Annotated in this window: 14 protein-coding genes; 3 read left to right on the forward strand and 11 right to left on the reverse strand. The window is 73.2% G+C overall.

Translation table 11 applies throughout. From position 1 onward, the window contains the following. Positions 1–93: 93 nt before the first annotated feature. Together ACZ4TG_RS27840 and guaA are read right to left on the reverse strand one after the other, a co-directional pair. A complete protein-coding gene (locus tag ACZ4TG_RS27840; protein ID WP_468167530.1) occupies positions 94–849 on the reverse strand; it encodes a class II aldolase/adducin family protein in 756 nt (251 codons plus the stop codon). Positions 850–1,008: 159 nt separating this feature from the next. Next, positions 1,009–2,601 (reverse strand): glutamine-hydrolyzing GMP synthase, encoded by a 1,593-nt coding sequence (gene guaA, locus ACZ4TG_RS27845; protein WP_468167532.1) that lies wholly within the window; start codon positions 2,599–2,601, stop codon positions 1,009–1,011. A 294-nt stretch (positions 2,602–2,895) separates the two neighbouring features. Here guaA and ACZ4TG_RS27850 point away from each other — a divergent pair, with 294 nt between their 5' ends. After that, positions 2,896–3,156, forward strand: a complete 261-nt coding sequence (locus tag ACZ4TG_RS27850; RefSeq protein WP_468167534.1) for a chorismate mutase — start codon at positions 2,896–2,898, stop codon at positions 3,154–3,156. A gap of 286 nt (positions 3,157–3,442) precedes the next feature. Here ACZ4TG_RS27850 and ACZ4TG_RS27855 read toward each other — a convergent pair whose 3' ends face one another. The 7 genes from ACZ4TG_RS27855 to ACZ4TG_RS27885 form a co-directional block, all read right to left on the reverse strand. Beyond that, a complete protein-coding gene (locus ACZ4TG_RS27855) occupies positions 3,443–5,131 on the reverse strand; it encodes a peptidase (protein ID WP_468167536.1) in 1,689 nt (562 codons plus the stop codon). Positions 5,132–5,319: 188 nt separating this feature from the next. Next, positions 5,320–7,113 carry a GMC oxidoreductase gene (locus ACZ4TG_RS27860; RefSeq protein ID WP_468167538.1) on the reverse strand — a complete coding sequence of 598 codons (1,794 nt, stop codon included), beginning with the start codon at positions 7,111–7,113 and terminating at the stop codon, positions 5,320–5,322. Positions 7,114–7,171: 58 nt separating this feature from the next. Continuing rightward, positions 7,172–8,803 carry a succinic semialdehyde dehydrogenase gene (locus ACZ4TG_RS27865; RefSeq protein WP_468167540.1) on the reverse strand — a complete coding sequence of 544 codons (1,632 nt, stop codon included), beginning with the start codon at positions 8,801–8,803 and terminating at the stop codon, positions 7,172–7,174. 115 nt (positions 8,804–8,918) lie between these two features. After that, positions 8,919–10,571: a serine/threonine-protein kinase gene (locus ACZ4TG_RS27870; RefSeq protein ID WP_468167542.1), complete on the reverse strand. Its 1,653-nt coding sequence runs from the start codon at positions 10,569–10,571 to the stop codon at positions 8,919–8,921. A 125-nt stretch (positions 10,572–10,696) separates the two neighbouring features. Continuing rightward, positions 10,697–13,339 carry a protein kinase family protein gene (locus tag ACZ4TG_RS27875; RefSeq protein ID WP_468167544.1) on the reverse strand — a complete coding sequence of 881 codons (2,643 nt, stop codon included), beginning with the start codon at positions 13,337–13,339 and terminating at the stop codon, positions 10,697–10,699. A gap of 114 nt (positions 13,340–13,453) precedes the next feature. After that, positions 13,454–16,174 (reverse strand): protein kinase domain-containing protein, encoded by a 2,721-nt coding sequence (locus tag ACZ4TG_RS27880; protein ID WP_468167546.1) that lies wholly within the window; start codon positions 16,172–16,174, stop codon positions 13,454–13,456. Positions 16,175–16,464: 290 nt separating this feature from the next. After that, entirely contained in the window at positions 16,465–18,171 is a 1,707-nt protein-coding gene (locus tag ACZ4TG_RS27885) for a glycerol-3-phosphate dehydrogenase/oxidase (protein WP_468167548.1), read from the reverse strand. Between the two features lie 247 nt (positions 18,172–18,418). Here ACZ4TG_RS27885 and ACZ4TG_RS27890 point away from each other — a divergent pair, with 247 nt between their 5' ends. Both ACZ4TG_RS27890 and ACZ4TG_RS27895 read left to right on the forward strand, forming a co-directional pair. Next, positions 18,419–19,648: a nucleotide sugar dehydrogenase gene (locus ACZ4TG_RS27890; RefSeq protein ID WP_468167550.1), complete on the forward strand. Its 1,230-nt coding sequence runs from the start codon at positions 18,419–18,421 to the stop codon at positions 19,646–19,648. A gap of 280 nt (positions 19,649–19,928) precedes the next feature. Continuing rightward, positions 19,929–20,402: a hypothetical protein gene (locus tag ACZ4TG_RS27895; protein WP_468167552.1), complete on the forward strand. Its 474-nt coding sequence runs from the start codon at positions 19,929–19,931 to the stop codon at positions 20,400–20,402. Between the two features lie 80 nt (positions 20,403–20,482). Here the strand turns inward: ACZ4TG_RS27895 and ACZ4TG_RS27900 are convergent, their stop codons facing one another. Both ACZ4TG_RS27900 and guaB read right to left on the reverse strand, forming a co-directional pair. After that, a complete protein-coding gene (locus ACZ4TG_RS27900; protein ID WP_468167554.1) occupies positions 20,483–21,607 on the reverse strand; it encodes a GuaB3 family IMP dehydrogenase-related protein in 1,125 nt (374 codons plus the stop codon). Between the two features lie 169 nt (positions 21,608–21,776). Further along, positions 21,777–23,276 carry an IMP dehydrogenase gene (gene guaB / locus ACZ4TG_RS27905; protein WP_468167556.1) on the reverse strand — a complete coding sequence of 500 codons (1,500 nt, stop codon included), beginning with the start codon at positions 23,274–23,276 and terminating at the stop codon, positions 21,777–21,779. Positions 23,277–23,387 lie beyond the last annotated feature (111 nt).

Raw genomic sequence — 23,387 nt, forward strand, 5'->3', positions numbered from 1 at the left:
ACTGCGGCAGTGCTCCGGATTGCGCACGATGTCAGAGCAGGTGATTAACCGTTCATGATGTTGACGTCACCCGTCTGGCGGCGCGGAACCGCTCTACGCGGCGACGGTCTGCCAGAGCGGCTGGTAGCTCACCCAGGCCGCCAGGTCCGTCCCGAACCGCTCCCTGGCGGCGACCGCGCCGCGATGGTCGACGAGCACCGGCTTGCCGGCCGCCCGCGCGATCAGCTGTACCCGCGCCGCCCGCTCGGCCGCGATGAACCACCAGGCCGCCGCGTCCACGGAGTCCCCGACCGTCAGCAGACCCTGGTTGCGCAGGATGAGCGCCTTGTACGGGCCGAGCGCCCGCCCGATCCGCTCGCCGTCGCCGTCCCCGGCGTACTCGTCGAGCAGGGCGTGGTCCTCGTAGAACACGCAGGCCTCCCGGGTGAGCGGGGCCAGCAGCTCGCCGAGCGCGGCCAGCGCACTGCCGTACGGGGCCTGCGTGCGCACCACGGCCACCGTCCCGGGCCGGGCGCGGTGCACGGCCGCGTGCACCCCGAAGGCCAGCTCGTTGACCCGCCGCTCCCCCTGGACCACCCGCCCGTCGCCGTCGACCAGCAGCAGGTCGTCGGCGGTCAGCCCGGCGAAGGCCCGGCCGAAGGGGTTCACCCAGTAGCAGTCCTCGAACTCCGGGTCCCGCGCGGTGACGTGCCCGCCCACCCCGTCCTCGTACCCGAGCCGCCCGAACAGCCGCAGCGCCCCCGCGAGCCGTTCCTTGCGGTACGCGCGCTCCTCGGCCCGGTCCGCGTGCACGGGCGGCATCTCGAACCGCAACCGGTCCACGGGCACGGGTGCGGGCTGCTGCGGCATGGCCCCTCCTCCATCGGCGTCCGGTGTCGGCTCCGGCTCGCGGCTCCGGCTCGCGGCGGAAGGTACCGGCGGACGCGGCAAGAGGCCATACACGCGGCGAAGCCGCCGCTCCCCGGGGGGAACGGCGGCTTCGTCACGTACGGCGGGACCGGGTGGGGACTACTCCCACTCGATGGTGCCCGGGGGCTTGCTCGTGCAGTCGAGGACCACGCGGTTCACGTCCGGCACCTCGTTGGTGATCCGGGTGGAGATCCGCGCGAGGACCTCGTACGGCATGCGCGTCCAGTCCGCGGTCATCGCGTCCTCGGACGAGACGGGGCGCAGCACGATCGGGTGGCCGTAGGTGCGGCCGTCGCCCTGGACGCCCACGCTGCGGACGTCCGCGAGCAGCACGACCGGGCACTGCCAGATCTCGCGGTCCAGACCGGCCGAGGTGAGCTCGTGGCGGGCGATGGCGTCGGCCTCGCGGAGCAGGTCCAGGCGCTCCTTGGTGACCTCGCCGACGATGCGGATGCCCAGGCCGGGGCCCGGGAAGGGCTGGCGCTGGACGATCTCGTCCGGCAGGCCGAGTTCCTGGCCGACCATCCGGACCTCGTCCTTGAACAGCTGGCGCAGCGGCTCGACGAGCTCGAACTCGATGTCGTCGGGGAGGCCGCCCACGTTGTGGTGGGACTTGATGTTCGCGGTGCCGGTGCCGCCGCCGGACTCGACGACGTCCGGGTAAAGGGTGCCCTGCACGAGGAAGGCCACCGCCGGGCCGTCCTCCTGGAGGATCTCCAGCTGGGCCTGCTCGAACACGCGGATGAACTCGCGGCCGATGATCTTCCGCTTGGTCTCCGGGTCGGAAACGCCGGCCAGTGCGCTCAGGAAGCGCTCCTGGGCGTCGACGACCTTCAGCTGCACGCCGGTGGCCGCGACGAAGTCCTTCTCGACCTGCTCGGTCTCGCCCTTGCGCATCAGGCCGTGGTCGACGTAGACGCAGGTGAGCTGCGAGCCGATGGCCTTCTGGACGAGAGCGGCGGCCACGGCCGAGTCCACGCCGCCGGAGAGGCCGCAGATGGCGCGCTTGTCGCCGACCTGCTCGCGGATGGCCGCGATCTGCTCCTCGACGATGTTGCCGGTGGTCCAGGTGGGGGCCAGGCCGGCGCCGCGGTAGAGGAAGTGCTCCAGGATCTGCTGCCCGTGCGTGGAGTGCATGACCTCGGGGTGGTACTGGACCCCGTACAGCCGCTGCGTGTCGTTCTCGAAGGCCGCGACCGGGACGACGTTCGTCGACGCGGTGACGGTGAAGCCCTCGGGGGCGGCGGAGCAGGCGTCGCCGTGGGACATCCACACCGACTGGTGGTCGGGGGTGCCCTCGAAGAGGGTGGAGCCCGACTTGGAGACGGCCAGCGGGGTGCGGCCGTACTCGCGGGCGCCGGTGTTGTCGACCTGCCCGCCGAGGGTGACCGCCATCAGCTGGAAGCCGTAGCACATGCCGAAAACGGGAACGCCGGCCTCGAACAGGGCGCGGGCGTCGTCCAGGCGCGGCGCACCCTCCTCGTACACGGAGGACGGGCCGCCGGAGAGGATGATCCCCTTGGGGTTCTTGGCCAGCATCTCGGCCACGGGCATCGTGCTGGGCACGATCTCGCTGTAGACCCGTGCCTCGCGGACGCGGCGGGCGATGAGCTGGGCGTACTGGGCACCGAAGTCGACGACGAGAACCGTGTCCGGGGCGCTGTCGTGGGCGGCGGAGTGTGCTTCTGGCACGGGCAGGCCTTCCGGCGGAAGAGGGTTTGTTTTGTCGATTCTAACGGGGTACGTACACGCCTCTTCGTCTCACCATCCGAACCGGCTTGGCCGGAAGGCCCGCGGAAGGCAATAATCCGTTCCGTGCGCAAGCAGCTGAGCTTCCTCTTTACCTATGGCACCGGCCGGTCCGGTCGCCATGGGTCATCGTGATGCTCGCTTGAGCCGCTGACTTCCCAGAGCGCCCCGGTCCGACAGGACCGGGGCGCTCCGCGTTTCCCGCTCCTGCCGGCCCCCACCCGACAGGAGAACCGCATGTCCGTCACCACCACCCCCGAGCAGCTGATCGCCGACTCCCGCGAGCGCATCGACGCCATCGACGACCGGATCATCGGTCTGATCCTGGAGCGGGCGGCCGTCTCGACCGTGATCCAGGAGGCCCGGATCGGCTCGGGCGGCCGGCGGGTGCACCTCTCACGCGAGATGGAGGTGCTCTCGCACTGGAGCGATGCTCTCGGAAAGCCCGGCACCACCCTGGCGATGACCCTGCTGGAGCTGTGCCGCGGCCGCGTCTGAGGCGGCCGCGGGCGCCTGTTCTTCACCCGTCCGGACCGTGACCGGCCCCGGGACCCTTCGTTGATGCGGGTGTCCGTGCCAGCCAGGCGCGGGTCCGCAGCACCACGCGTGGCTCCGCCGGAGCGATGAGACGTACGTCCCGACGGGCGTGCGTCGTGGGACCTCGCTCCGCATGTGACCGGACGGCAGGGGACAGCAGCCCGGTCACCCCCGTGAAAGAGGACGGCCGGCCCGGGGGACGCCCCGGGCCGGCCGTTTCTTTTCGTACGTACCTCGCCTGTGCCGCTTACGCGCGCGCGGCGCCCCGGCGGCGGACGGCCACGTACAGCGCGCCTCCGGCGGCGACCAGCGCGGCCGCGCCGAGGGCGATCGGGCCGACGGTGCTGCCGGTGGAGGCCAGGTTGCCGCCCTGCGCGGTGGTGCCGGTGCCCGTGCCCGTGCCCGTGGCGTTCACCGTGGCCGACCGGGTCGCCGTCGGGGTCGCGGAGACCCCCGGCGTCGGGGTCGCGGTGCCGGCGCTGGTGGACGGGCCCGGGGTGGGCCGGGTGCCGGTGCCGCCCTTGGGGTTCACCACGAAGTCGGCCTTGTTGTTGGCCCGGTTCGGGTCGTAGGAGGGCTGGTGCGGCTCGCTCTGCGGGCCCACCTCGCCCACCTCGACGTACGCCTTGGCGTCGGGGACGACCTTCTCGACCTTCATCTCGAAGAGGAACTCCACCTTCTGGTCCTCCAGCAGGGACCGGCCGGTGGTGCAGAAGTAGCGGGGCGCGCCCAGCGTCTGCCCCATCGCCATGCCCTTGAGGTCGACCGGGAAGCAGCCGAAGGGCATCTTCGTGACCTTCAGGCCCTCGGGGACCAGCACGTCGGTGACCGCGACCGGCACGTCGAAGCGGAGCTTGCCGACCCAGGCCGGGCCGTCGTTGCGCACGACCACGGGGACCTGCACGGTGGACCCGGCCGCGCCCTTCACGGTCAGCGGCCTGGCCTCCAGGTCCGCGGTGTTCGGGACCTGGAACTCGAACTCGCGCCGGTTGTCGCGCAGGTTCGTGTCCCCGGGGTTGGCCGCGGCGCCGGCGCCGCGCAGGGCGGGCGCCGCCGCCCGCTTCGCCACCGTCAGCTTCTTGCCGGTGACCGGCGCCTTGGCGGCGGCGGCCGTCCCGGAGTGCTTCGGCTCGGCGCCGGCCGGGTAGATCGCGTAGCCGAGCAGGTCGGTGAAGGCGTGGGCGGTCGCCTTGAGGTGGAGCGGGCTCTCCCCGGCCAGCTCGTACGTGGCGTCGGCCTCGAAGTCCCCGTCGACCGCGCACGACACGGTGGTGAGGTAGCCGTCCTTGCGGTAGGCGCAGTTGTCGTACTTCTCCCCGAGTTCCACGCCGTGCGTGGTCTCCAGCTCCAGGACCACGCCCTTCGCCGCCCGGGTGCCCCGGTTGGTGAACGCGAGGGGCAGCGGCTGGCTCTCGCCGGGCTTCGGGTCCCGCTTGAGCGCCATCTCCTGGATCGCGAGGTCCGGGCCGCCGACGGTCACCTGGGTCTTCGCCGGGGTGAGGGTGGCTCCGCCGGCCTTGCCGGTGACCGTGATCTCGGCGGTCGCCCCGTCCGTGCTGCCCTTGGCGGGGAAGACGTCCAGCTCGACACGGCTCGTGCGGGCCGACATCGGCACGCTTTCCTTGCAGACCAGCGTGGTGCCGCTCTCCGTGCACTTCGCGCCCCCTCGCAGGGGGGCGGGCCGGACGGTCGCGACCCCCGCGAGCTTGCCCAGGTCGACCGTGTACGAGAACTCGCCCCGGAAGGCGCCGGTGGGGTCGTCCGCCCCGAACCGCAGCGGGGTGGGCTGTGCCTCACCGGTTGCCGGGGGCAGGGGGAGGGCCAGTACGGACGGACCGGTCAGCGGCAGGACGGGGTCCGCCGCGCTCGCCGGGGTGGTGGCCAGCCCGACGGCCACCAGGCCGCACGCGGCCAGCAGGGAGATGCGCTTTCTCATGCCCCCCTTGACCTCCGAGGGCCCGGGGCAGTTGCCTCGCTCACTGTGTGATGGACGCCACAGCCCCGCCCATCGGATTCCGCTACAACCTTCTACGCCGACCACCGGTCACTCATGTACATCGGCGGGTACCGCGCTCGGAGGGGGAGCGCGGTACCCGCCGCTGTCGCATCCGGAGGAAAGCCGCCTCAGTGCTCCGGTTCCGGTTGCCTCCGGGGAATCTCCGGAACGGCCAGGAACGGCAGCCGCAGCGCGCCGAAGGCCTCCTTCGGGACGGCCGGCCGGACCGGCTCCACCGCCGCGAGACGGGCGTACGCCGCGCCCTGGACCGGGCGCGGGTCCGCCTCGCCGTTGTTCGGCCAGTACGACATGGCCCGCTCGGCCTGCGCCGTGATCGTCAGCGACGGGTTGACCCCGAGGTTCGCGGAGACCGCCGAGCCGTCGACGACCGAGATGCCGGGGTGTCCGTACAGCCGGTGGTACGGGTCCACGACGCCCTCCTCGGGCGTCGCGCCGATGGGGCAGCCGCCGAGGAAGTGCGCGGTCAGCGGGGTGCCCATCAGCTCGCCGACGTTGCTGCCCGCGAAGCCGTTGATCTCCTGCGCGAGCAGGGTCGCGGCCTGGGTGGCCTCGGCGATCTGCACGGGGTTGGGGGCTCCGTGGCCCTGCCGGGCGGTCAGCAGGCCCTTCCCGATCCCGCCGGGCTTGCGGTACGTCGTCAGGGAGTTGTCGAGCGACTGCATGACGAGGCCGATGATGGTCCGCTCCGACCAGCGCCGGTTGGACAGCGAGCGCAGCAGCTGCACCGGGTGCTTCGCGGTCCGGGTGAACCAGGCCCGTACCCGGTGCTGGTGGTAGGGCACCTGGAGGATGGTCATGAACCCCATGGCGTTGGAGCCCTTGCCGTAGCGGACGGGCTCGATGTGCGTGTCGGCGTTGGGGTGCACGGACGAGGTGATGGCCACGCCCCGGGTGAAGTCGGCGCGCTGCTCCTCGCCGGGGCCCGCGCCGTGGCGCCTGCGGTAGCGCCGGTCGTCGGTCTGGGCGCCGACCAGGCCCTCGGAGTTGGTCCGGGTCAGGTCCCCGAGCCGGTCCGAGAGCCGGGGCAGCTCGCCGCGGTCCTTCATGGTGTGCAGCAGGGTCTGGGTGCCGTACGTACCGGCGGCGACGACCACGTACCGGGCGCGCAGCACCTTGGCCTTGCCGCGGCGGCGGTTGTCGGTGGGGACGGTACGGACGCGGTAGCCGCCCTCGGGGTGCTCGGACAGGGCGGTGACCGTGGTCATGGGGTGGATGACGGCGCCGGCGCGCTCCGCGAGGTGCAGGTAGTTCTCGTTGAGGGTGTTCTTCGCGCCGTGCCGGCAGCCGGTCATGCACTCGCCGCATTCGGTGCAGGCCTTGCGGGCGGGGCCCTTGCCGCCGAAGTACGGGTCGGGGACCTCCTCGCCGCCCCGGACCCTGCGCTGGCCCTCGGCGTCCTCGCCGTCCCCGAAGAAGACGCCGACCGGGGCCATGTGGAAGGAGTCCGCCACGCCCATCTTCGCCGCGGCCGCCTTGAGGTGGACGTCGGAGGGGGTCATCGTCGGGTTGAGCCGCACGCCGAGCATCCGCTTGGCCTGGTCGTAGTACGGCGCGAGTTCCTCGTGCCAGTCGGTGATGGAGGCCCACTGCCGGTCCGCGAAGAAGGCGGCGGGCGGCACGTAGAGGGTGTTGGCGTAGTTGAGCGAGCCGCCGCCCACGCCGGCGCCCGCGAGCACCATCACGTTGCCGAGCAGGTGGATCCGCTGGATCCCGTACAGCCCGAGGGCCGGGGCCCACAGGTAGTTGCGCAGGTCCCAGCTGTTGCGGGGCAGGCTTTCGCGGGTGAAGCGGCGTCCTGCCTCCAGGACGCCGACCCGGTACCCCTTCTCGGTGAGCCGCAGTGCCGAGACCGACCCTCCGAAGCCCGATCCGATGACGATCACGTCGTAGTCGTACGACACTTGCGGTGCCTCCCGGGCGGTCGTGCCTGACGGAATCCGGTGGTGCCTGGGCCCGGTCCTAACGGAACCGGAGCGCCTTCATGACCTTGAGGCTGCGGGTCATGAACGCGGCGTACTTCTCGTCGTCCATGCCCAGCGAGGGCGCCATCGGGAGCAGCCGCTGGTGGGCGACGGTCTGGGCCTCGGTGTACTTGAGGATGCCCTCGGAGCCGTGGCGGCGGCCGAGGCCCGATTCCTTCATGCCGCCCATGGGCGCCTGGGCGCTGCCGTAGGCGGGGGCGTAGCCCTCGTTGATGTTGACGGTGCCGGTGCGCAGGCGGGCGGCGACGGCGTGGCCGCGCCGGGCGTCCTTGGTCCACACGCTGGAGTTGAGCCCGTACGCGGTGGCGTTGGCCTGGGCGATCGCCTCGTCCTCGTCGGTGAACCGGTAGATCGAGACGACCGGGCCGAAGGTCTCCTCGCCGCACACCGCCATGGGGGCCTCGACCCCGTCGAGGATGGTGGGCTCGTAGAACAGCGGGCCGATGTCGGGCCTGGCCACGCCGCCCGCGACCAGGGTGGCGCCCTTGGCCACGGCCTCGTCCACGTGCCGCTGTACGGTCTCCAGCTGGCGCTCGCCGACCAGCGAGCCCATGTCGGCTCCGTACGCGAGGGAGTTGCCGAGCCGCATGGCCTTCGTACGGGCGGCGAAGCGCTCGACGAACGCGTCGGCGATGGAGGCGTGGACGTAGAGGCGCTCGATGGAGATGCAGAGCTGGCCCGCGGAGGAGAAGCAGGCGCGGACGGCGCCGGCGGCGGCCTTCTCGACGTCGGCGTCGCGCAGGACGAGCATGGCGTTCTTGCCGCCGAGTTCGAGGGTGACGCCGACCAGGCGGGAGGCTGCGCCCCGGGCGACCTCGCGGCCGGTGCGGGTGGAGCCGGTGAAGGAGACGTAGTCGGCGTGCCGGACCACCTCGGGGCCGACGACCGGTCCCTCGCCGAGGACGATCTGGAAGACCTCGGCGGGCAGCCCGGCCTCGATCAGGAGGTCGCGGGCCCACAGGGCGGTGAGCGCGGTCTCGGTGTCGGGCTTCATCACGACGGCGTTGCCCGAGACGAAGGCGGGCAGCGCGTCGCCGACCGACAGCTCCAGCGGGTAGTTCCAGGGGGCGATCTGGCCCACGACCCCGCGCGGCTGGCGCAGCTCGGTGACCTTGGTGAGGGTGGGGATGGCGCCCGTGTGGCCCTTGGGGCGCAGGTACGAGGGCGCCTTGCGGCCGTAGTGGCGGGCGGCGACGGCGACGGCCTGGACCTCTTCGTGGGCGTGCAGGCGGGCCTTGCCGGTCTCCAGCTGGATCAGGTCGAGGATCTCGGCCTGCCGGTCCAGGACCAGGTCGTGGAAGCGCAGCAGGACGGCGGCGCGCTTGCGGGCGGGGACGGCCGCCCAGGCGGGCTGGGCGGCGCGGGCCCGGGCGAAGGCCTCCGCCACGTCCTCGGGGGTGGCCTCGGGGAGCTCCGCCAGCCGGTCCCCGGTGAAGGGGGTGTGGTTGGCGGTGCGGCCGGAGCCGAGCACTCCGCGGGTCAGCCGGGCGACCAGGTCCGGGGTCACCACGTCGGAGGCGGTGCGGGCGCCGGCCGGGGCGGCGGCGACCGGGTTGGTGGGCTGCGGTGCGGCGCGGAGGGGGGCGGCGGGGGCCTGCGAGTCCGTCATGGCGGTGAGCGTATTCCGCCTGCGGGCCTTTGGGTACCCGTGGGTAACCGGATTTTGCCATTTCCGCCAGTGATCGCTGGCAGGATGGCCGACGGACGGCCGTGCCGCCCGGCCGTCAGCCCGCCTTCGCCGGGGGCTGCCAGCCGCTGAGCGCCGTGTCGAACTGCTGCCGGGTCTTCGACCAGTCGGCGGCCGGGCTCGACATGTACACCGCGTACTCGGTGTCGTCCGGGGCCACGTACATCTGCTCGATGGCCCGGCGCGGTCCCGCGTGCGTCCCCTTCTCGGTCAGGGTGAACTCCCACATCGCCGAGCGGACGGTGTCCCGGAAGGTGTTCTGCTCCAGCTTCAGCCGCTTGTAGTCCGACCGCTGCTTGAGCTGCTTCTCCAGGTCGAGGAGGTGCACGTACGGATTGTCGTAGTCCGGGGTCGGATCGAAGGCGATCCGGATGAAGTGGTTGCCGTTGTCCGGGGTGTAGTCGATCTGGGTGCCGTTCACCTGGCGCTCCCAGCCCTCGGGCACGAAGAGCGTGAAGCCCGCCGGGTCGACGACCTTCTTCCAGCCGGCCGGCGGGGTGGCCGCCGCCTGCGGCTTGAGGTCGTCGCCGGACTGCTCCTTGTCGGGGGCGCTGACGCCCTTGTCCGCGCCCCCGCCCTCCGTGTACTTGAGCACTCCGAAGACCCCGCCGCCGCCGAGCAGCGCCGCCACCAGGGCCACGGCCGCCGCGCGCTTGAGACGGCCCGTGGCGGGGGTGCGCGGCCGCTCGGGCAGGAGGGAGGTCGCGCCGGACCCGGGGGCGCGGTCGCCGGCCGGGGGCTGCTCCTGCTGCTGCCGGCCGTCCTGGCCCGCCTCGTGGGGCTGCGCGGACTCCTGGGCCGGCGCCCGCTCCTCGGCGCTCACCGCACGTGTGGGTACGTACGCCTGCGCCGCCTTCGGCTCCCGGCCCTCCATCGCCTCCAGCAGCATCCGCTCCGCCTCCGCGGCGGAGGGCCGCTCGGCCGGGTCCTTGCGCAGCAGGGCCGTGATGACGGGACCCAGCGCACCGGACTGCCGCAGCGCGGGCGGCTCCTCGTTGACCACGGCCTGGAGGCTGGAAATCGGCGAGGTGCGGCGGAACGGCGAGCGGGCCTCGACGGCCGTGTAGAGGGTGGCGCCGAGCGACCACAGGTCGGAGGCCGGGTCGGGGGCGCCGCCGGTGACCCGCTCGGGGGCCAGGTAGTCGATGGAGCCGACGAGCTCGCCGGTCCGCGTGATGGACGAGTCGCCCTCGATCGCGGCGATCCCGAAGTCGGTGAGCAGGACCCGGCCGTCCTTGGCGAGCAGCACGTTGCCCGGCTTCACGTCGCGGTGCAGGACCCCGACGGCGTGCGCGGCGCGCAGCGCGCCCAGCACGTGCAGCCCGATCCGGGCCGCCTCGCGGGGCTCGATCCGCCCCGCCGCCTTGGCCGCTTCGGCGAGGGAGGGGCCGTCGATGTACTCCATGACGATCCAGGGCCGGTCGTCGTGCTCCAGCACGTCGTGGACGACGACGACCGCCGGATGCTGGATCCGGGCGGCTGCCCGGGCCTCCTTCTGCGTCCGGGCGTGCAGGACGTCGCGGTCGGCCTGAGCGACGTACAGACCCGCCGTCAGTTCCTTGACCGCCACGGTCCTGTGCAGCAGCTCGTCATGCGCGCGCCACACCTTGCCCATGCCGCCGCTGCCGATGGGCTCGACGAGCCGGTACCGGCTCGCGAGCACTGCACCCGCGCCTGTCTGCTGTTCCACGAAACCCCGCCACTCTGTGCACTTCGGGCCAGATTACGGAGCCCGTGGGCGCTGCCGGAACCGCGCGGGCGCGGTGAGACAGCACTGTGACGCAATTGCCGTATTGACACACCGTCAGCGGTCTGTCAACCCCCTGTTCTGTAACTCCCCGTGGCCTTCTCGAAGACCTCGGTGACCTTGCCTTCCTCGTCCTGCGGACCGGTCACCAGGACGACGTGGTACACCCCGCCGAGGGCCACGACGAAGTTACGCGCGACGACGTTCCGGCCCGCCGAATCGATCCATGTGTAACGGCCGGTGACCCGGACCTGCTGGCCGACCGTGGTGGATTTGACGTCTCCGCCGCTCGACCAGCTGGAGGAGCGGTACGGAGCGAGCTCCGGCTCCTTCTCCTTCTGGTACGTCAGCGGATCCGGCCTGCCGCCCTCCACCTTGTCGCGGCCGGGCACCACCGTCAGGACGAACTGGCCCTCCACGTAACGGACCTGGCCCGCCTCGTTGATGCCCCGGCGCTCCCAGCCGTTGGGGACCGCGATCTCGAAGTGCTCGGGGTCCTGCTGGGTGGTGTAGCCGGGCGGAGCGGGCGCGGGGGCGTTGGTCTGCGGGGCGGGCTTGGACTCGGGGGTGCCCGAAGGGGTCCGGCCGGGAGCGGGAACCTGCGCGGGCGGGGCTGAGGAGGCCGGCGCGGTGCCCGGGCCGCCCTTGTCGCCCTGCGCCTGCGGATCGGCGGAGCGGGGCATGAACAGCATCGCGTACGCCACCGCCCCGGCGAGGGCGACGAGCACCCCGACCAGCAGGACCCGCCCCAGGGAGCGCGGCCGGCGCGAGGTGTCGGCGCTGCGGTGACGGCCGTGCAGCTCCCCGCGCCGGCGTACGACGGGCAGGCGCGCGGGATCCGGCTCCGGCATCGGGAGCATGCCGATGGCCCCGTCGGGCTCGGGCGCGGACCGCACGAGCGAGCGCAGCCAGCCGCGGAGCTCCTCGAAGTCGGGTCGCTCGGTGGGGTCCTGGCGCAGCAGCGACTCCACGACCGGGCGCAGCGGGCCGCATTCCTCCGCGAAGGCCGGGGGCTCGGCGCAGACCATCTCCACGAGGTCGGCGACGCTCTCCTCGGGGTAGGGGGCATGGCCCTGGACGGCGCGGTACAGGAGGGCGCCCAGGGCCCACAGGTCGGTGGCCGGGCCCACGGGCGCGGCCAGCTGCCAGTGCCCGTGCACGGGGCCGGCCTGTTCGGGCGCCCACCGCTCGGTCACGGCCCCGACGACGGCCATCCGCGTCTGCCGCGCCCGCTCGGCGTCCAGTCCGGTCTTCGGGCCGCCCGCGGCCCAGCCGGCGGGGGCGGTGGGGGTGGGGGCCGCGGACCGGGCGGACCCCTCGGGTCCCGAGGGCTGCGTCGGCTGCGTCGGCCGCTGCGGCCGCTGCGGCGGGGGCAGGGCGATGCCCGCCTCGGGCCGGGGCCGGTGCGGCGCGCGGGCCCCGCCCTGGGAGTCGGGCTGGGGGTCGGCCTGGGGGTCGGTCCGGGGCTCGCCCGGGCGGAAGTGGGCCTCCGGGTCCCGCGGTTCGGCCGGGCGGTAGCCCTGGGGCAGGGCCAGTTGCGCGGGGATCGCGGGCCGGGCCGGGGCGCTCGGGGGCTCCGGGTCGGCGGACCGCTCGGGCTCGGGCCGCGAGGGCTCCGGCCGCGGCTCCGGTTCCGGATCGGGCCGGCGGCGCGGGGTGGCTCCGTGCCAGGGCGTGGCGGCTGCGGAATCCGGTCCCCCGTACGGGTACGAGTACCCCTGCGGGAGGTTCGAGCCCTGCGGCCTCGGCTCCGGTACGGCCCCGGGCCCGGCCTTGCGCTCCTCGTCGACCCGGGCGGCGGCGGCCTGCGCCCCGGCCCGGTACGCGGCGATGGAGCCGGCCCGCGCGGCGGCCTTGAGGTCGGGCCGGTCCGCGGCGGGGAGCTCCGGGGCGGCCGGCCGCTGCGGGGTGATGTGGTCGGAGTAGCGCGGCCCGGTGTCGTACCCCGGAGCCACCAGCGGCGCGTACTCGGGGCCCGTGGACTCCCGTACGGGCGCGAGCGCCTGAGGCTCCGGCAGCGCCGGCTCCCGGCCGGGCGCCGCGGCCGGGCCGAGCGGATCCGGCGCGCCCCACCCGAAGCCCTGACCGCCCGGGCCCGCCGGCTCCGGCGCGAGGGCCTGCGTACCGTCGGCGGATCCCTCCGGAACGGGGTCGTACCCGCACAGGGCCTCTTCGGCTGCGCCCGCCGCCAGCCCCGTCAGGACCACCCGGCCGTCATCGCATATCAACACGGTCCGCACGGTGATGTTCCGGTGCGTCCAGCCGTGCGCGTGCAGCACCCGCAGCGCGGTCAGCACGTCGGAGGCCACCTCCGCCGCCCGGTAGGGGCTCAGCGGCTCATCGGCGATCAGCGCGGCCAGCGGCCTGGCGGGGACCAGTTCGCTCACTATCCACAGCGAGCCGCCCTCCGCGAACACGTCGAAGACCTGGTCCAGCCGCGGGTGGTCCGGCACCGAGGCCGCCGCCTGCGCCGCGGCGATGGCCCTGCGCACCGCGGGCAGTTCACCGGCCGGGCGCCGCCCGGCAGCCGGTCCGCGCGTGCCGTCCAGCAGCTCGGCGTCCACGACCTCCGGCAACGGCACCTGCCGTACGAGGACTTCCTGTCCGCTGCGCGTGTCGAAGGCCCGGGTCTCGACCAGCTCGTACTCGTCCGACGGCGAAAGCGGCAGACGGTAGCGGTCGGCCAGGATCCGGCCCGCGTAGTCCTCCACATCGCCTCCCCCGAGTGCGGCGGGTACCCCTTGGCCCCCGCGGACACGATACGTCGCCCGGGGCGCCCGCGTCCCGGGCCTGACAAGGCCCGCCCCTCTCGGGGGTCAACCGGGTCAGCCCAGGGGCTGGAAGGTCTGGAATGCCGTGTTGCGCATCTGCGTGCACTCGGGGCCGTCCCACTGGTCGGCCGGGCAGCTGATCATGATGGCGTAGCCGTGCTGCGCGTCGATCCTGAAGCCGCGGTTCAGCACCCGGACCCGGGTCCCCTTCTGGTCCCGCTCGAACTCCCAGTCGGCGACGGTCGGGTAGCCGCGGTAGTCCACCGCGTCGATGCGGATCAGGCGGTAGTTGCTGCTGCTGCCCGCCACGGCGGGGGCCAGCTCGGCCCAGGCGGCCCGTGCGTCGTTGCCCGGCTTCGCGTTGAAGTCGACCTGGATCCGCGGGAATCCGCCGTCGCGGCTGTATATCCCGCCGGAGTTCTCCCCGGCTATGCCGGTCAGGTGGAAGCCCTGGGGCATCGCCATCGAGAAATGGAACCCGAGTTCCGTCAGCGTGGCGTACCCGGCCGGGAGGCCGCCGCCGGAGCCGCCGGGCGAGGTCCCCTGGCCCTGGGTCTGGCCCTGGGTCTGCCCCTGGCTCTGGCCCTGGGTCTGCCCCTGGGTCTGCCCCTGGCCCTGGCCCTGGCTCTGGCCCTCGGTCGGCGGGGTCCCGCCCGGGCTGGGATCGCCGCTCTTCGCGCCGCCGCCGGGGGTGCCGCTCGGGGCTCCGCTCGGGGACGTCCCGGCTGAGGTGCCGGCCGCCGCACCCGGCTTCGGAGTCCCGGACACGGACGGCCCCGGGCCGCCCTTGCCCTCGTCCTTGCGGTCGTCGTCCCCGCTGAACGCGTACGCGATCAGCGAGCCGACCACCGCCAGCACCACGACCACACCGGCGATCGCGAGCGCGATGGTGCGGCGCTGCATCACGTCGGTGAGCGGCGCCGGGACCGGCGCGGGGCGCGACGGCGGTGCCTCGGCCGCGGAGGCCGCGGCGGCCTCGGCGGCTGCCGCCTTGCGGGCCGACTTCAGCGCGGCGCGGGTCCGCTCGCGCTGTTCGCGCTCGCGCCGCTCGCGTTCCTTCTTCTCCGCCTTCTCGGCGGCCCGCTCCGCCGCCTTGGCCGCGGCGGCGCGCTCGGCGGCCGCCTTGGCCTCGGCCTTCTCGGCCGCGGCCTTGTCCGCCGCCTCCTTGGCCTCGGCGAGCGAGATCGCCCTGGTCGCCTCGACGGCCGGGGGCAGCACCGGGGGCGGCTCGGGGGCGTCGAGCACGGCCTTGAGCATCACCCGGGCGCGGTCGTCGTCGAGCCGCCGGGCGGGGTCCTTGGCCAGCAGGCCGTAGATGACCTCGGTCAGCGGACCGGCGTTCTTCGGCGGGTCCACCGGCTCGGTCATCACCGCGGTGAGGGTGGCGAGCGCGGAGCCCTTGTCGTACGGGGGCACGCCCTCCACGGAGGCGTAGAGCAGACCGCCGAGCGACCACATGTCGGCGGGCGGGCCGGGCTTCTGGCCGCGGGCGCGCTCCGGGGAGATGTAGGAGGGGGCGCCGACGAGCATGCCGGTGGAGGTGACCGAGGGGTCGCCCTCGACCTGCGCGATGCCGAAGTCGGTGAGGACGACGCGGCCGCTGTCGGCTATCAGCACGTTGGACGGCTTGACGTCGCGGTGCAGGATGCCCTGGCCGTGCGCGGCGCGCAGTACGTCGAGCACGGCGAGCCCGACCTCGGCGGCGCGGCGCGGGGTCAGCGGGCCGTTCTCACGCACGAACTCGGCGAGGGAGGGGCCCTCGATGAGCTCCATGACGATCCACGGGCGGGCGTCCTCGTCGACCACGTCGTAGACGGTGACGGCGCCGCCGCTGCGGATCCGTGCGATGGCCTTGGCCTCGCGGAGGGTACGGGTGATGAGCCGGCGCTTCTCGTCCTCGTCGACGCCGGTGCTGAAGCGGAGTTCCTTGACGGCGACCGTCCGGCCGAGGATCTCGTCCTCGGCCCGCCACACGGTGCCCATCCCGCCCTTGCCGAGCACGGCTCCCAGCCTGTACCGCCCGGCCAGCAACCGGCCCTTGTCCTCCGCGGCCTTGCCCTGGCCGGGCTTCGCGGCCGCGGGCTTGGCCGTCTCCGGCTTCGCAGCCGCAGGCTTCGCGTCCTCCGGCGCGGGCACCGATGCCGCAGCGGGCACGGCCTTGCCCGTCTCCGGCTTCGCAGCCGCGGGCTTCGCCGCAGCCGGCTCACCGGACACGCCCTCAGCCGCCTTCTCCAGGCGCGGCTTGCCGACCGCAGCCGCGGGCTTCGCGTCCTGCGCCGCGGGCTCTGCCTTGGCAGCGGCCGACCTGCTCAGGCCCGGCTTCGCAGCCTCAGGCTTCGCTGCGGCCGTGGGCTTGCCAAGGCCCGGCTTCGCAGCCGCAGCCGCGGGCTTCACGTCCTGCGGCTCGGCGCTCTCCGGCGCGGCGGGGACTCCCGCGGCCGCCGCCGGCGCAGGCTCGGCCTTGGCAGCGGCCGGCCGGCTCGAGCCCGGCTTCGCCGCCCCGGGCTCGGCGTCCTCCGGCGCGGGCACGGCCTTGCCCGGACGGGGCTTCGCGGCCGCGGGCTCGGCGTCCTCCGGCGCGGGCACGGCCGTGCCCGGACGGGGCTTCGCGGCCGCGGGCCCGGCGTCTCCCGGCTCGGCGGACGCACCCTCGGCCCCCGCCGGCTCGGCAGGGCCCGGCTTCGCGGCCTCAGGCTTCGCTGCGCCCGTGGGCTTGCCGAGGCCCGGCTTCGCGGCCGCAGCCGCAGGCTTCGCGTCCTGCGGCTCGGCGCGCACGCCCTCGGCAGGCTTCGGCTTCGCAGGCGCAGCCGCAGGCTTCGCACCCCCGGCCCGCGGCGCAGCAGACGCATCCGCCGGTCCGGCGCTCGGCTTAGCGCCGGCGGGATCCGGCGACTCGGTGTGCTCCGGCTTCGACATGCGTCCCCTCTGCGATCGTGCAGCCTGCCCCGGCTGACCCGGCAGCCGCCGAGAGGCACGGTAACCCGCCCCGGCAGAAACCTCATTGTTGCTCACTCCGCAACGGACGGGCGCCCCGGGTCTGCGGTTCCCCCTTCCGCATCGCGGAGTTACAACGGAACGATGTCGGGCGCCCCCAGCCTGGCCGCGTCCGCCGTCTGGTCGTCCGGCTGGCGCTGCGATTCCCGTTCCGCCTGCACCCGCTTCTCGTAGTGCTCGACCTCCTTCTCGATCTGCCCCTTGTCCCAGCCGAGCACCGGAGCCATCAATTCCGCACACTCGCGCGCCGACCGCGTCCCCCGGTCGAACGTCTCGATCGAGATCCGCGTCCGCCGCGTCAGCACGTCGTCCAGGTGCCGGGCCCCCTCGTGCGAGGCCGCGTAGACCACCTCCGCCCGCAGGTAGTCGTCCGCCCCCGTCAGCGGCTCGCCCAGGCCCGGTTCGGCCTCGACCAGGTCGAGCAGTTCCTCCGTCAGCGAGCCGTACCGGTTCAACAGGTGCTCCACCCGGGCCACATGAAGGCCCGTCCGGGCGGCGAGCCGGGCCCGCCCGTTCCACAGGGCCTTGTACCCCTCCGCCCCCACCAGCGGCACGTCCTCCGTCACGCAGTCCGCGACCCGCTGGTCCAGCCCGTGCACCGCCTCGTCGACGGCGTCCTTCGCCATGACCCGGTAGGTCGTGTACTTGCCGCCCGCCACCACCACCAGCCCCGGCACGGGATGCGCCACCGTGTGCTCGCGCGAGAGCTTGCTGGTCGCGTCCGACTCCCCGGCCAGCAGCGGCCGCAGGCCCGCGTACACGCCCTGTACGTCGTCACGCGTCAGCGGGACGGCCAGTACGGAGTTCACGTGCTCCAGGAGGTAGTCGATGTCGGCGCTGGAGGCCGCGGGGTGCGCCTTGTCCAGGTCCCAGTCGGTGTCCGTGGTCCCCACGATCCAGTGCCGCCCCCACGGGATGACGAACAGCACGGACTTCTCCGTCCGCAGGATCAGCCCGGTGGAGGAATGGATCCGGTCCTTGGGGACGACCAGATGGATGCCCTTCGACGCCCGTACGTGGAACTGGCCGCGCTCCCCGATCAGTGCCTGGGTGTCGTCCGTCCACACCCCGGTGGCATTGACGACCTGCTTCGCGCGGATCTCGTACTCGCCGCCGCCCTCCACGTCCCGCACCCGCGCGCCGACCACGCGCTCGCCCTCGCGCAGGAAGTCGACGACCCTCGCCCGGTTGGCGCAGTCCGCCCCGTACGCCGCGGCCGTCCGGACCAGGGTGGCCACGTACCGCGCGTCGTCCATCTGGGCGTCGTAGTACTGCAGGGCCCCCACGAGGGCGTCCTTGCGCAGCGCCGGGGCGACCCGCAGCGCGTGCTTGCGCGAGAGGTGGCGGTGCGCGGGGAGCCCGCGGCCGTGCCCGCTGGAGACGGACATCGCGTCGTACAGGGCCACGCCCGAACCGGCGTAGATCCGCTCCCAGCCCTTGTGCTGGAGCGGGTACAGGAACGGCACCGGCTTGACCAGGTGCGGGGCGAGCCGCTCCAGCAGCAGACCGCGCTCCTTGAGGGCCTCGCGGACCAGGGCGAAGTCGAGCATCTCCAGGTAGCGCAGACCGCCGTGGATGAGCTTGCTCGACCGGCTGGACGTGCCCGAGGCCCAGTCCCGGGCCTCCACGAGGCCGGTGGACAGGCCTCTGGTGACCGCGTCGAGCGCGGTCCCGGCGCCGACCACCCCGGCGCCGACCACCAGCACGTCCAGCTCCCGCTCGGCCATCCGGGCGAGCGCTTCGGCCCGCTGGGCCGGTCCCAGTGTCGCTGTCCTCACGGCTGCCTCCCGTTGGTGCGGGGGAATCCCCGCTCGGTGCGGGTGATCCCGCTCACATCCCGTTCATGATTCTGACCGGCCGCACGCACATCAGCCACCGCCTGTGGACAACACAACGGCAGCCATCAGCTCGTAATGCCACATATCTGTCATATATACGCCTAGTCTGACATTGCGCCAGCTTCAGGTCTCCAGGACTTGCGCGCCCAGCCCCCTCATGTCAGGGAAGGGAAGGGACGGCACCTCCATGCCCGCAGATCTCGCCGTCATCGGACTCGGCCACCTCGGCCTCCCCCTCGCCCAGGCGGCCGTCGCCGCCGGAATCGAGACCGTCGGCTACGACAGCGGTCCGGCCACGGACACCACACTCACCGCCGCCGAGATCCGCCGCATGTCGGCGGCCGGCTTCCGGATCACCACCAACCCCGCCGAGCTCGGCCGGGTCCGTACCGCCGTCATCTGCGCGCCTACCCAGCTCGGCGCCGATCGTGCGCTCGACCTCTCCGCAGTCGGCGAGGCGGGCCGCACGCTCGCCGCCCGGCTCCGCCCGCACACCACCGTCATCCTGGAGTCCGCCGCTCACCCGGGGGTCACCGAGGACTACCTGCGCCCCATCCTCGAAGCCGGCTCCGGGCTCCGCGCGGGCCGGGACTTCCACCTGGCCTACTCCCCCAGCCGCCACGACCCCGGCAACCGGACGCACGGCATCTCCAACACCCCCAAGGTGATCGGCGGCCTCACCCCCGCCTGCACCGAGTCCGCGCACGCCTTCTACGCCCGGCTCACCGAGAAGGTGGTCCGCGCCCGGGGCCTGCGCGAGGCCGAGACGGTACAGCTGCTGGAGACCAACTACCGGCACGTGAACATCGCCCTCATGAACGAGATGGCGGTGCTCTGCCACGACCTCGGCGTCGACCTGTGGGACGTCATCCGCTGCGCCGAGACGAAGCCGTACGGGTTCCAGGCCTTCCGCCCCGGCCCCGGCGTCGGCGGCCACGGCGTTCCGCTCGACCCCAACTACCTCCCGCACACCACCCGCACCCCCGGACACCCCCTGCGCATGGTCGGCCTGGCGCAGGAGATCAACAACCGGATGCCGCAGTACGTCATCCAGCGCTCGGCCACCCTGCTGAACGAGCACGGGAAATCCGCCCGCGGCGCCCGGGTGCTGCTGCTCGGGGTCACGTACAAGCCCGATCTCGCCGACCAGGAGGGCTCCCCGGCCCGCGAGATCGCCAGCCGGCTCCTCGATCTCGGGGCCGTGATCAGCTACCACGACCCTTACATCCCGAGCTGGCGGGTCAGGGACCAGCCGGTCCCGCGCGCCGACTCGCTGTACGAGGCCGCGGCCAACGCCGACCTGACGATCCTGCTCCAGCACCACCGCACGTACGACCTCCAGGGCCTGGCGGTGAAGGCCCAGCTGCTGCTCGACACCCGGGGCGCCAGCCCGGTCGGCGCGGCGCACCGCCTCTGACCGCGCCGGAGCCCGCGAGCACCCCTTCGGGGCCGCGGCTCGGCCCGCCCCCGCCCACGGCCCGCCAGGGCGCCCGTGAGCGGGGCGCCGGGCCGCCGGGCCGCCGGGCCGCCGGGAGATCACGGGAGGATCCCGGTCGGATCACGTCCTGGCGCGCCGCCCGGTCCCGGCGGAAATCCCCGCCCGGATGTCACAGCCTGCTGTTAGCCTGCGGCGTTACTTATCTCGCACATACGTCCCCCGGGACACACGTGTGCCGTGATCCCTGGGGGGATTCTTCATGAGCCAGCAGTTCCAGCCGCCCGCGCCCGACTCCTACACCGCGGCTCCGGCCCCGGCTCCGGCCCGCACCGGCAACCTCGGCCTCGGCATCGTCGCCGCCGTCGTGGCGGCGCTCGTCGCGGCCGGCGCGTACGGCGGCATCATGAACGCCATCGACCGCGAGGTCGGCTACGCCGCGGTGGGCGTCGGCCTCCTCGTCGGCCTCGCGGCGGGCAAGATCGGCGGCCGCAACCCCGTACTGCCCGTGGTCGCCGCCCTGCTCTCGCTCGGCGCCGTCTACCTCGGCCAGGTCTTCTTCATCGCCCTCGCCCTGGCCGACTTCGGCAACATGGGCGTCGGCGAGGTGTTCACCGAGGTGGGCATCGGCGGTCTGAACGACCTCTGGAAGGAGACCGTGGACTTCATGTCCTTCGTCTTCCTCGGGATCGGCGCGTTCATCGCCTTCGGCGCCGCCAAGAAGACCAGCGACTGATCCGGCTTCACGCCGTACGGCGGAGGGCCGGCACCCCACCCGGGGTGCCGGCCCTCCGCCGTACGTACGCGAGAACGGGTTCAGCGGCGGTGCTGCGAGTCCGCGACCGTGACCTCGACCCGCTGGAACTCCTTGAGCTCGCTGTAGCCCGTGGTGGCCATCGAGCGGCGCAGCGCGCCGAAGATGTTCATCGATCCGTCCGGGCTGTGCGAGGGGCCGGTCAGGATCTCCTCGGTGGTGCCCACCGTGCCGAGGTCGACCTTCTTGCCGCGCGGCACGTCCTCGTGGACGGCCTCCATGCCCCAGTGGTTGCCCTTGCCGGGCGCGTCGGTGGCACGGGCCAGCGGGGAGCCCATCATCACGGCGTCCGCGCCGCAGGCGACGGCCTTCGGGATGTCGCCCGACCAGCCCACGCCGCCGTCGGCGATGACGTGCACGTAGCGGCCGCCGGACTCGTCCATGTAGTCGCGGCGGGCCGCGGCCACGTCCGCGACGGCGGTGGCCATCGGGACCTGGATGCCGAGCACGTTGCGCGTGGTGTGCGCGGCGCCGCCGCCGAAGCCGACCAGGACGCCCGCGGCGCCGGTGCGCATCAGGTGCAGGGCCGCGGTGTAGGTGGCGCAGCCGCCGACGATGACCGGGACGTCGAGCTCGTAGATGAACTGCTTGAGGTTCAGCGGCTCGGCGGCGCCGGAGACGTGCTCCGCCGACACGGTGGTGCCGCGGATGACGAAGATGTCCACACCCGCGTCGACGACGGCCTTGGAGAACTCGGCGGTGCGCTGCGGGGAGAGCGCGGCGGCGGTGACGACTCCGGAGTCGCGCACCTCCTTGATGCGCCGGCGGATCAGGTCGGCCTGGATCGGCGCGGAGTAGATCTCCTGGAGGCGGCGGGTCGCCGCCTCCTCGTCCAGCTCGTTGATCTCGTCGAGCAGCGGCTGCGGGTCCTCGTACCGGGTCCACAGGCCTTCGAGGTTCAGCACGCCGAGGCCGCCGAGCTCACCGATGCGGATCGCGGTCTGCGGGGAGACGACCGAGTCCATGGGGGCGGCCAGGAAGGGGAGCTCGAAGCGGTAGGCGTCGATCTGCCAGGCGATCGAGACCTCCTTCGGGTCCCGGGTACGGCGGCTGGGGACGATGGCGATGTCATCGAACGCGTACGCCCTGCGGCCGCGCTTGCCGCGCCCGATCTCGATCTCAGTCACGTGTGGTGGCCTTTCCTCTGGGTCTGCCCGTCCAGTATCCCCGAACCCCGGGCGCCCGCGTTCCGGTGACCGCTGTACGGACGTCCGCGCCCGGCCCCGCGGGCCTTCAGGGCCCGGGAACGGCGGAGGGGCGGATCCCGGTGACCGGGATCCGCCCCTCCTGCACGCCTCAGCCCTTGCGGGAGTAGTTCGGCGCCTCGACCGTCATCTGGATGTCGTGCGGGTGGCTCTCCTTGAGGCCCGCCGAGGTGATCCGGACGAAGCGGCCGCGGTCCTGCAGCTCGGGGACCGTGCGGCCGCCGACGTAGAACATCGACTGGCGCAGCCCGCCGACGAGCTGGTGCACGACCGCGGAGAGCGGGCCGCGGTACGGGACCTGGCCCTCGATGCCCTCGGGGATGAGCTTGTCGTCGCCGCCCACGCCCTCCTGGAAGTAGCGGTCCTTGGAGAAGGACTTGCGGTCGCCGCGGGTCTGCATCGCGCCGAGCGAGCCCATGCCGCGGTACGACTTGAACTGCTTGCCGTTGATGAAGAGCAGCTCGCCCGGGGACTCCTCGCAGCCCGCGAGCAGCGAGCCGAGCATCACCGTGTCGGCGCCCGCGACCAGGGCCTTCGCGATGTCGCCGGAGTACTGGAGACCGCCGTCGCCGATGACCGGGACGCCGGCCGCCTTGGCGGCGAGCGAGGCCTCGTAGATGGCGGTGACCTGCGGGACGCCGATGCCGGCGACGACGCGGGTGGTGCAGATCGAGCCGGGGCCGACGCCGACCTTGATGCCGTCGCAACCGGCGTCGATGAGCGCCTGGGCGCCGTCGCGGGTGGCGATGTTGCCGCCGATCACATCGACCGCCGAGTTCGACTTGATCTTGGAGACCATGTCGCCGACGAGCCGGGAGTGGCCGTGGGCGGTGTCGACGACGATGAAGTCGGCGCCCGCCTCGATCAGCGCCTGGGCGCGCTCGTACGCGTCACCGGCGACGCCGACGGCCGCGCCGACGAGCAGCCGCCCGTCCTTGTCCTTGGCGGCGTTCGGGTACTTCTCGGCCTTGACGAAGTCCTTGACCGTGATGAGGCCCTTGAGGATGCCCGCGTCGTCGACCAGCGGCAGCTTCTCGATCTTGTGGCGGCGCAGCAGCTCCATGGCGTCCACGCCGGAGATGCCGACCTTGCCCGTGACCAGCGGCATCGGCGTCATGACCTCGCGCACCTGGCGGCTGCGGTCCGACTCGAAGGCCATGTCGCGGTTGGTGACGATGCCGAGCAGCTTGCCGGCGGCGTCGGTGACCGGCACGCCGGAGATGCGGAACTTCGCGCAGAGTTCGTCGGCCTCGCGGAGCGTGGCGTCCGGGTGCACGGTGATCGGGTCGGTGACCATGCCGGACTCGGAGCGCTTGACCAGGTCGACCTGGTTGGCCTGGTCGGCGATGGAGAGGTTGCGGTGCAGGACGCCGACGCCGCCCTGGCGGGCCATCGCGATGGCCATCCGGGCCTCGGTGACCTTGTCCATGGCCGCGGACAGCAGCGGCACGTTGACGCGGACGTTCCGGGAGATGAGGGAGGAGGTGTCGATCTGGTCCGGGGCCATGTCCGACGCGCCCGGCAGCAGCAGCACGTCGTCGTAGGTCAGTCCGAGCGTGGCGAATTTGTCGGGCACTCCGTCGGCGGTCATGACACCTTCCCAAATGGTCTTGCTCAGCGCGGATGTCCATGCTAACGGGATCCCGACGCGTCTCATTCCACGACCAAGGTCAAGCAGAAGTTTCGTCTGTTCCTACTATTG

This window comes from Streptomyces sp. NPDC028314 (assembly GCF_055565795.1).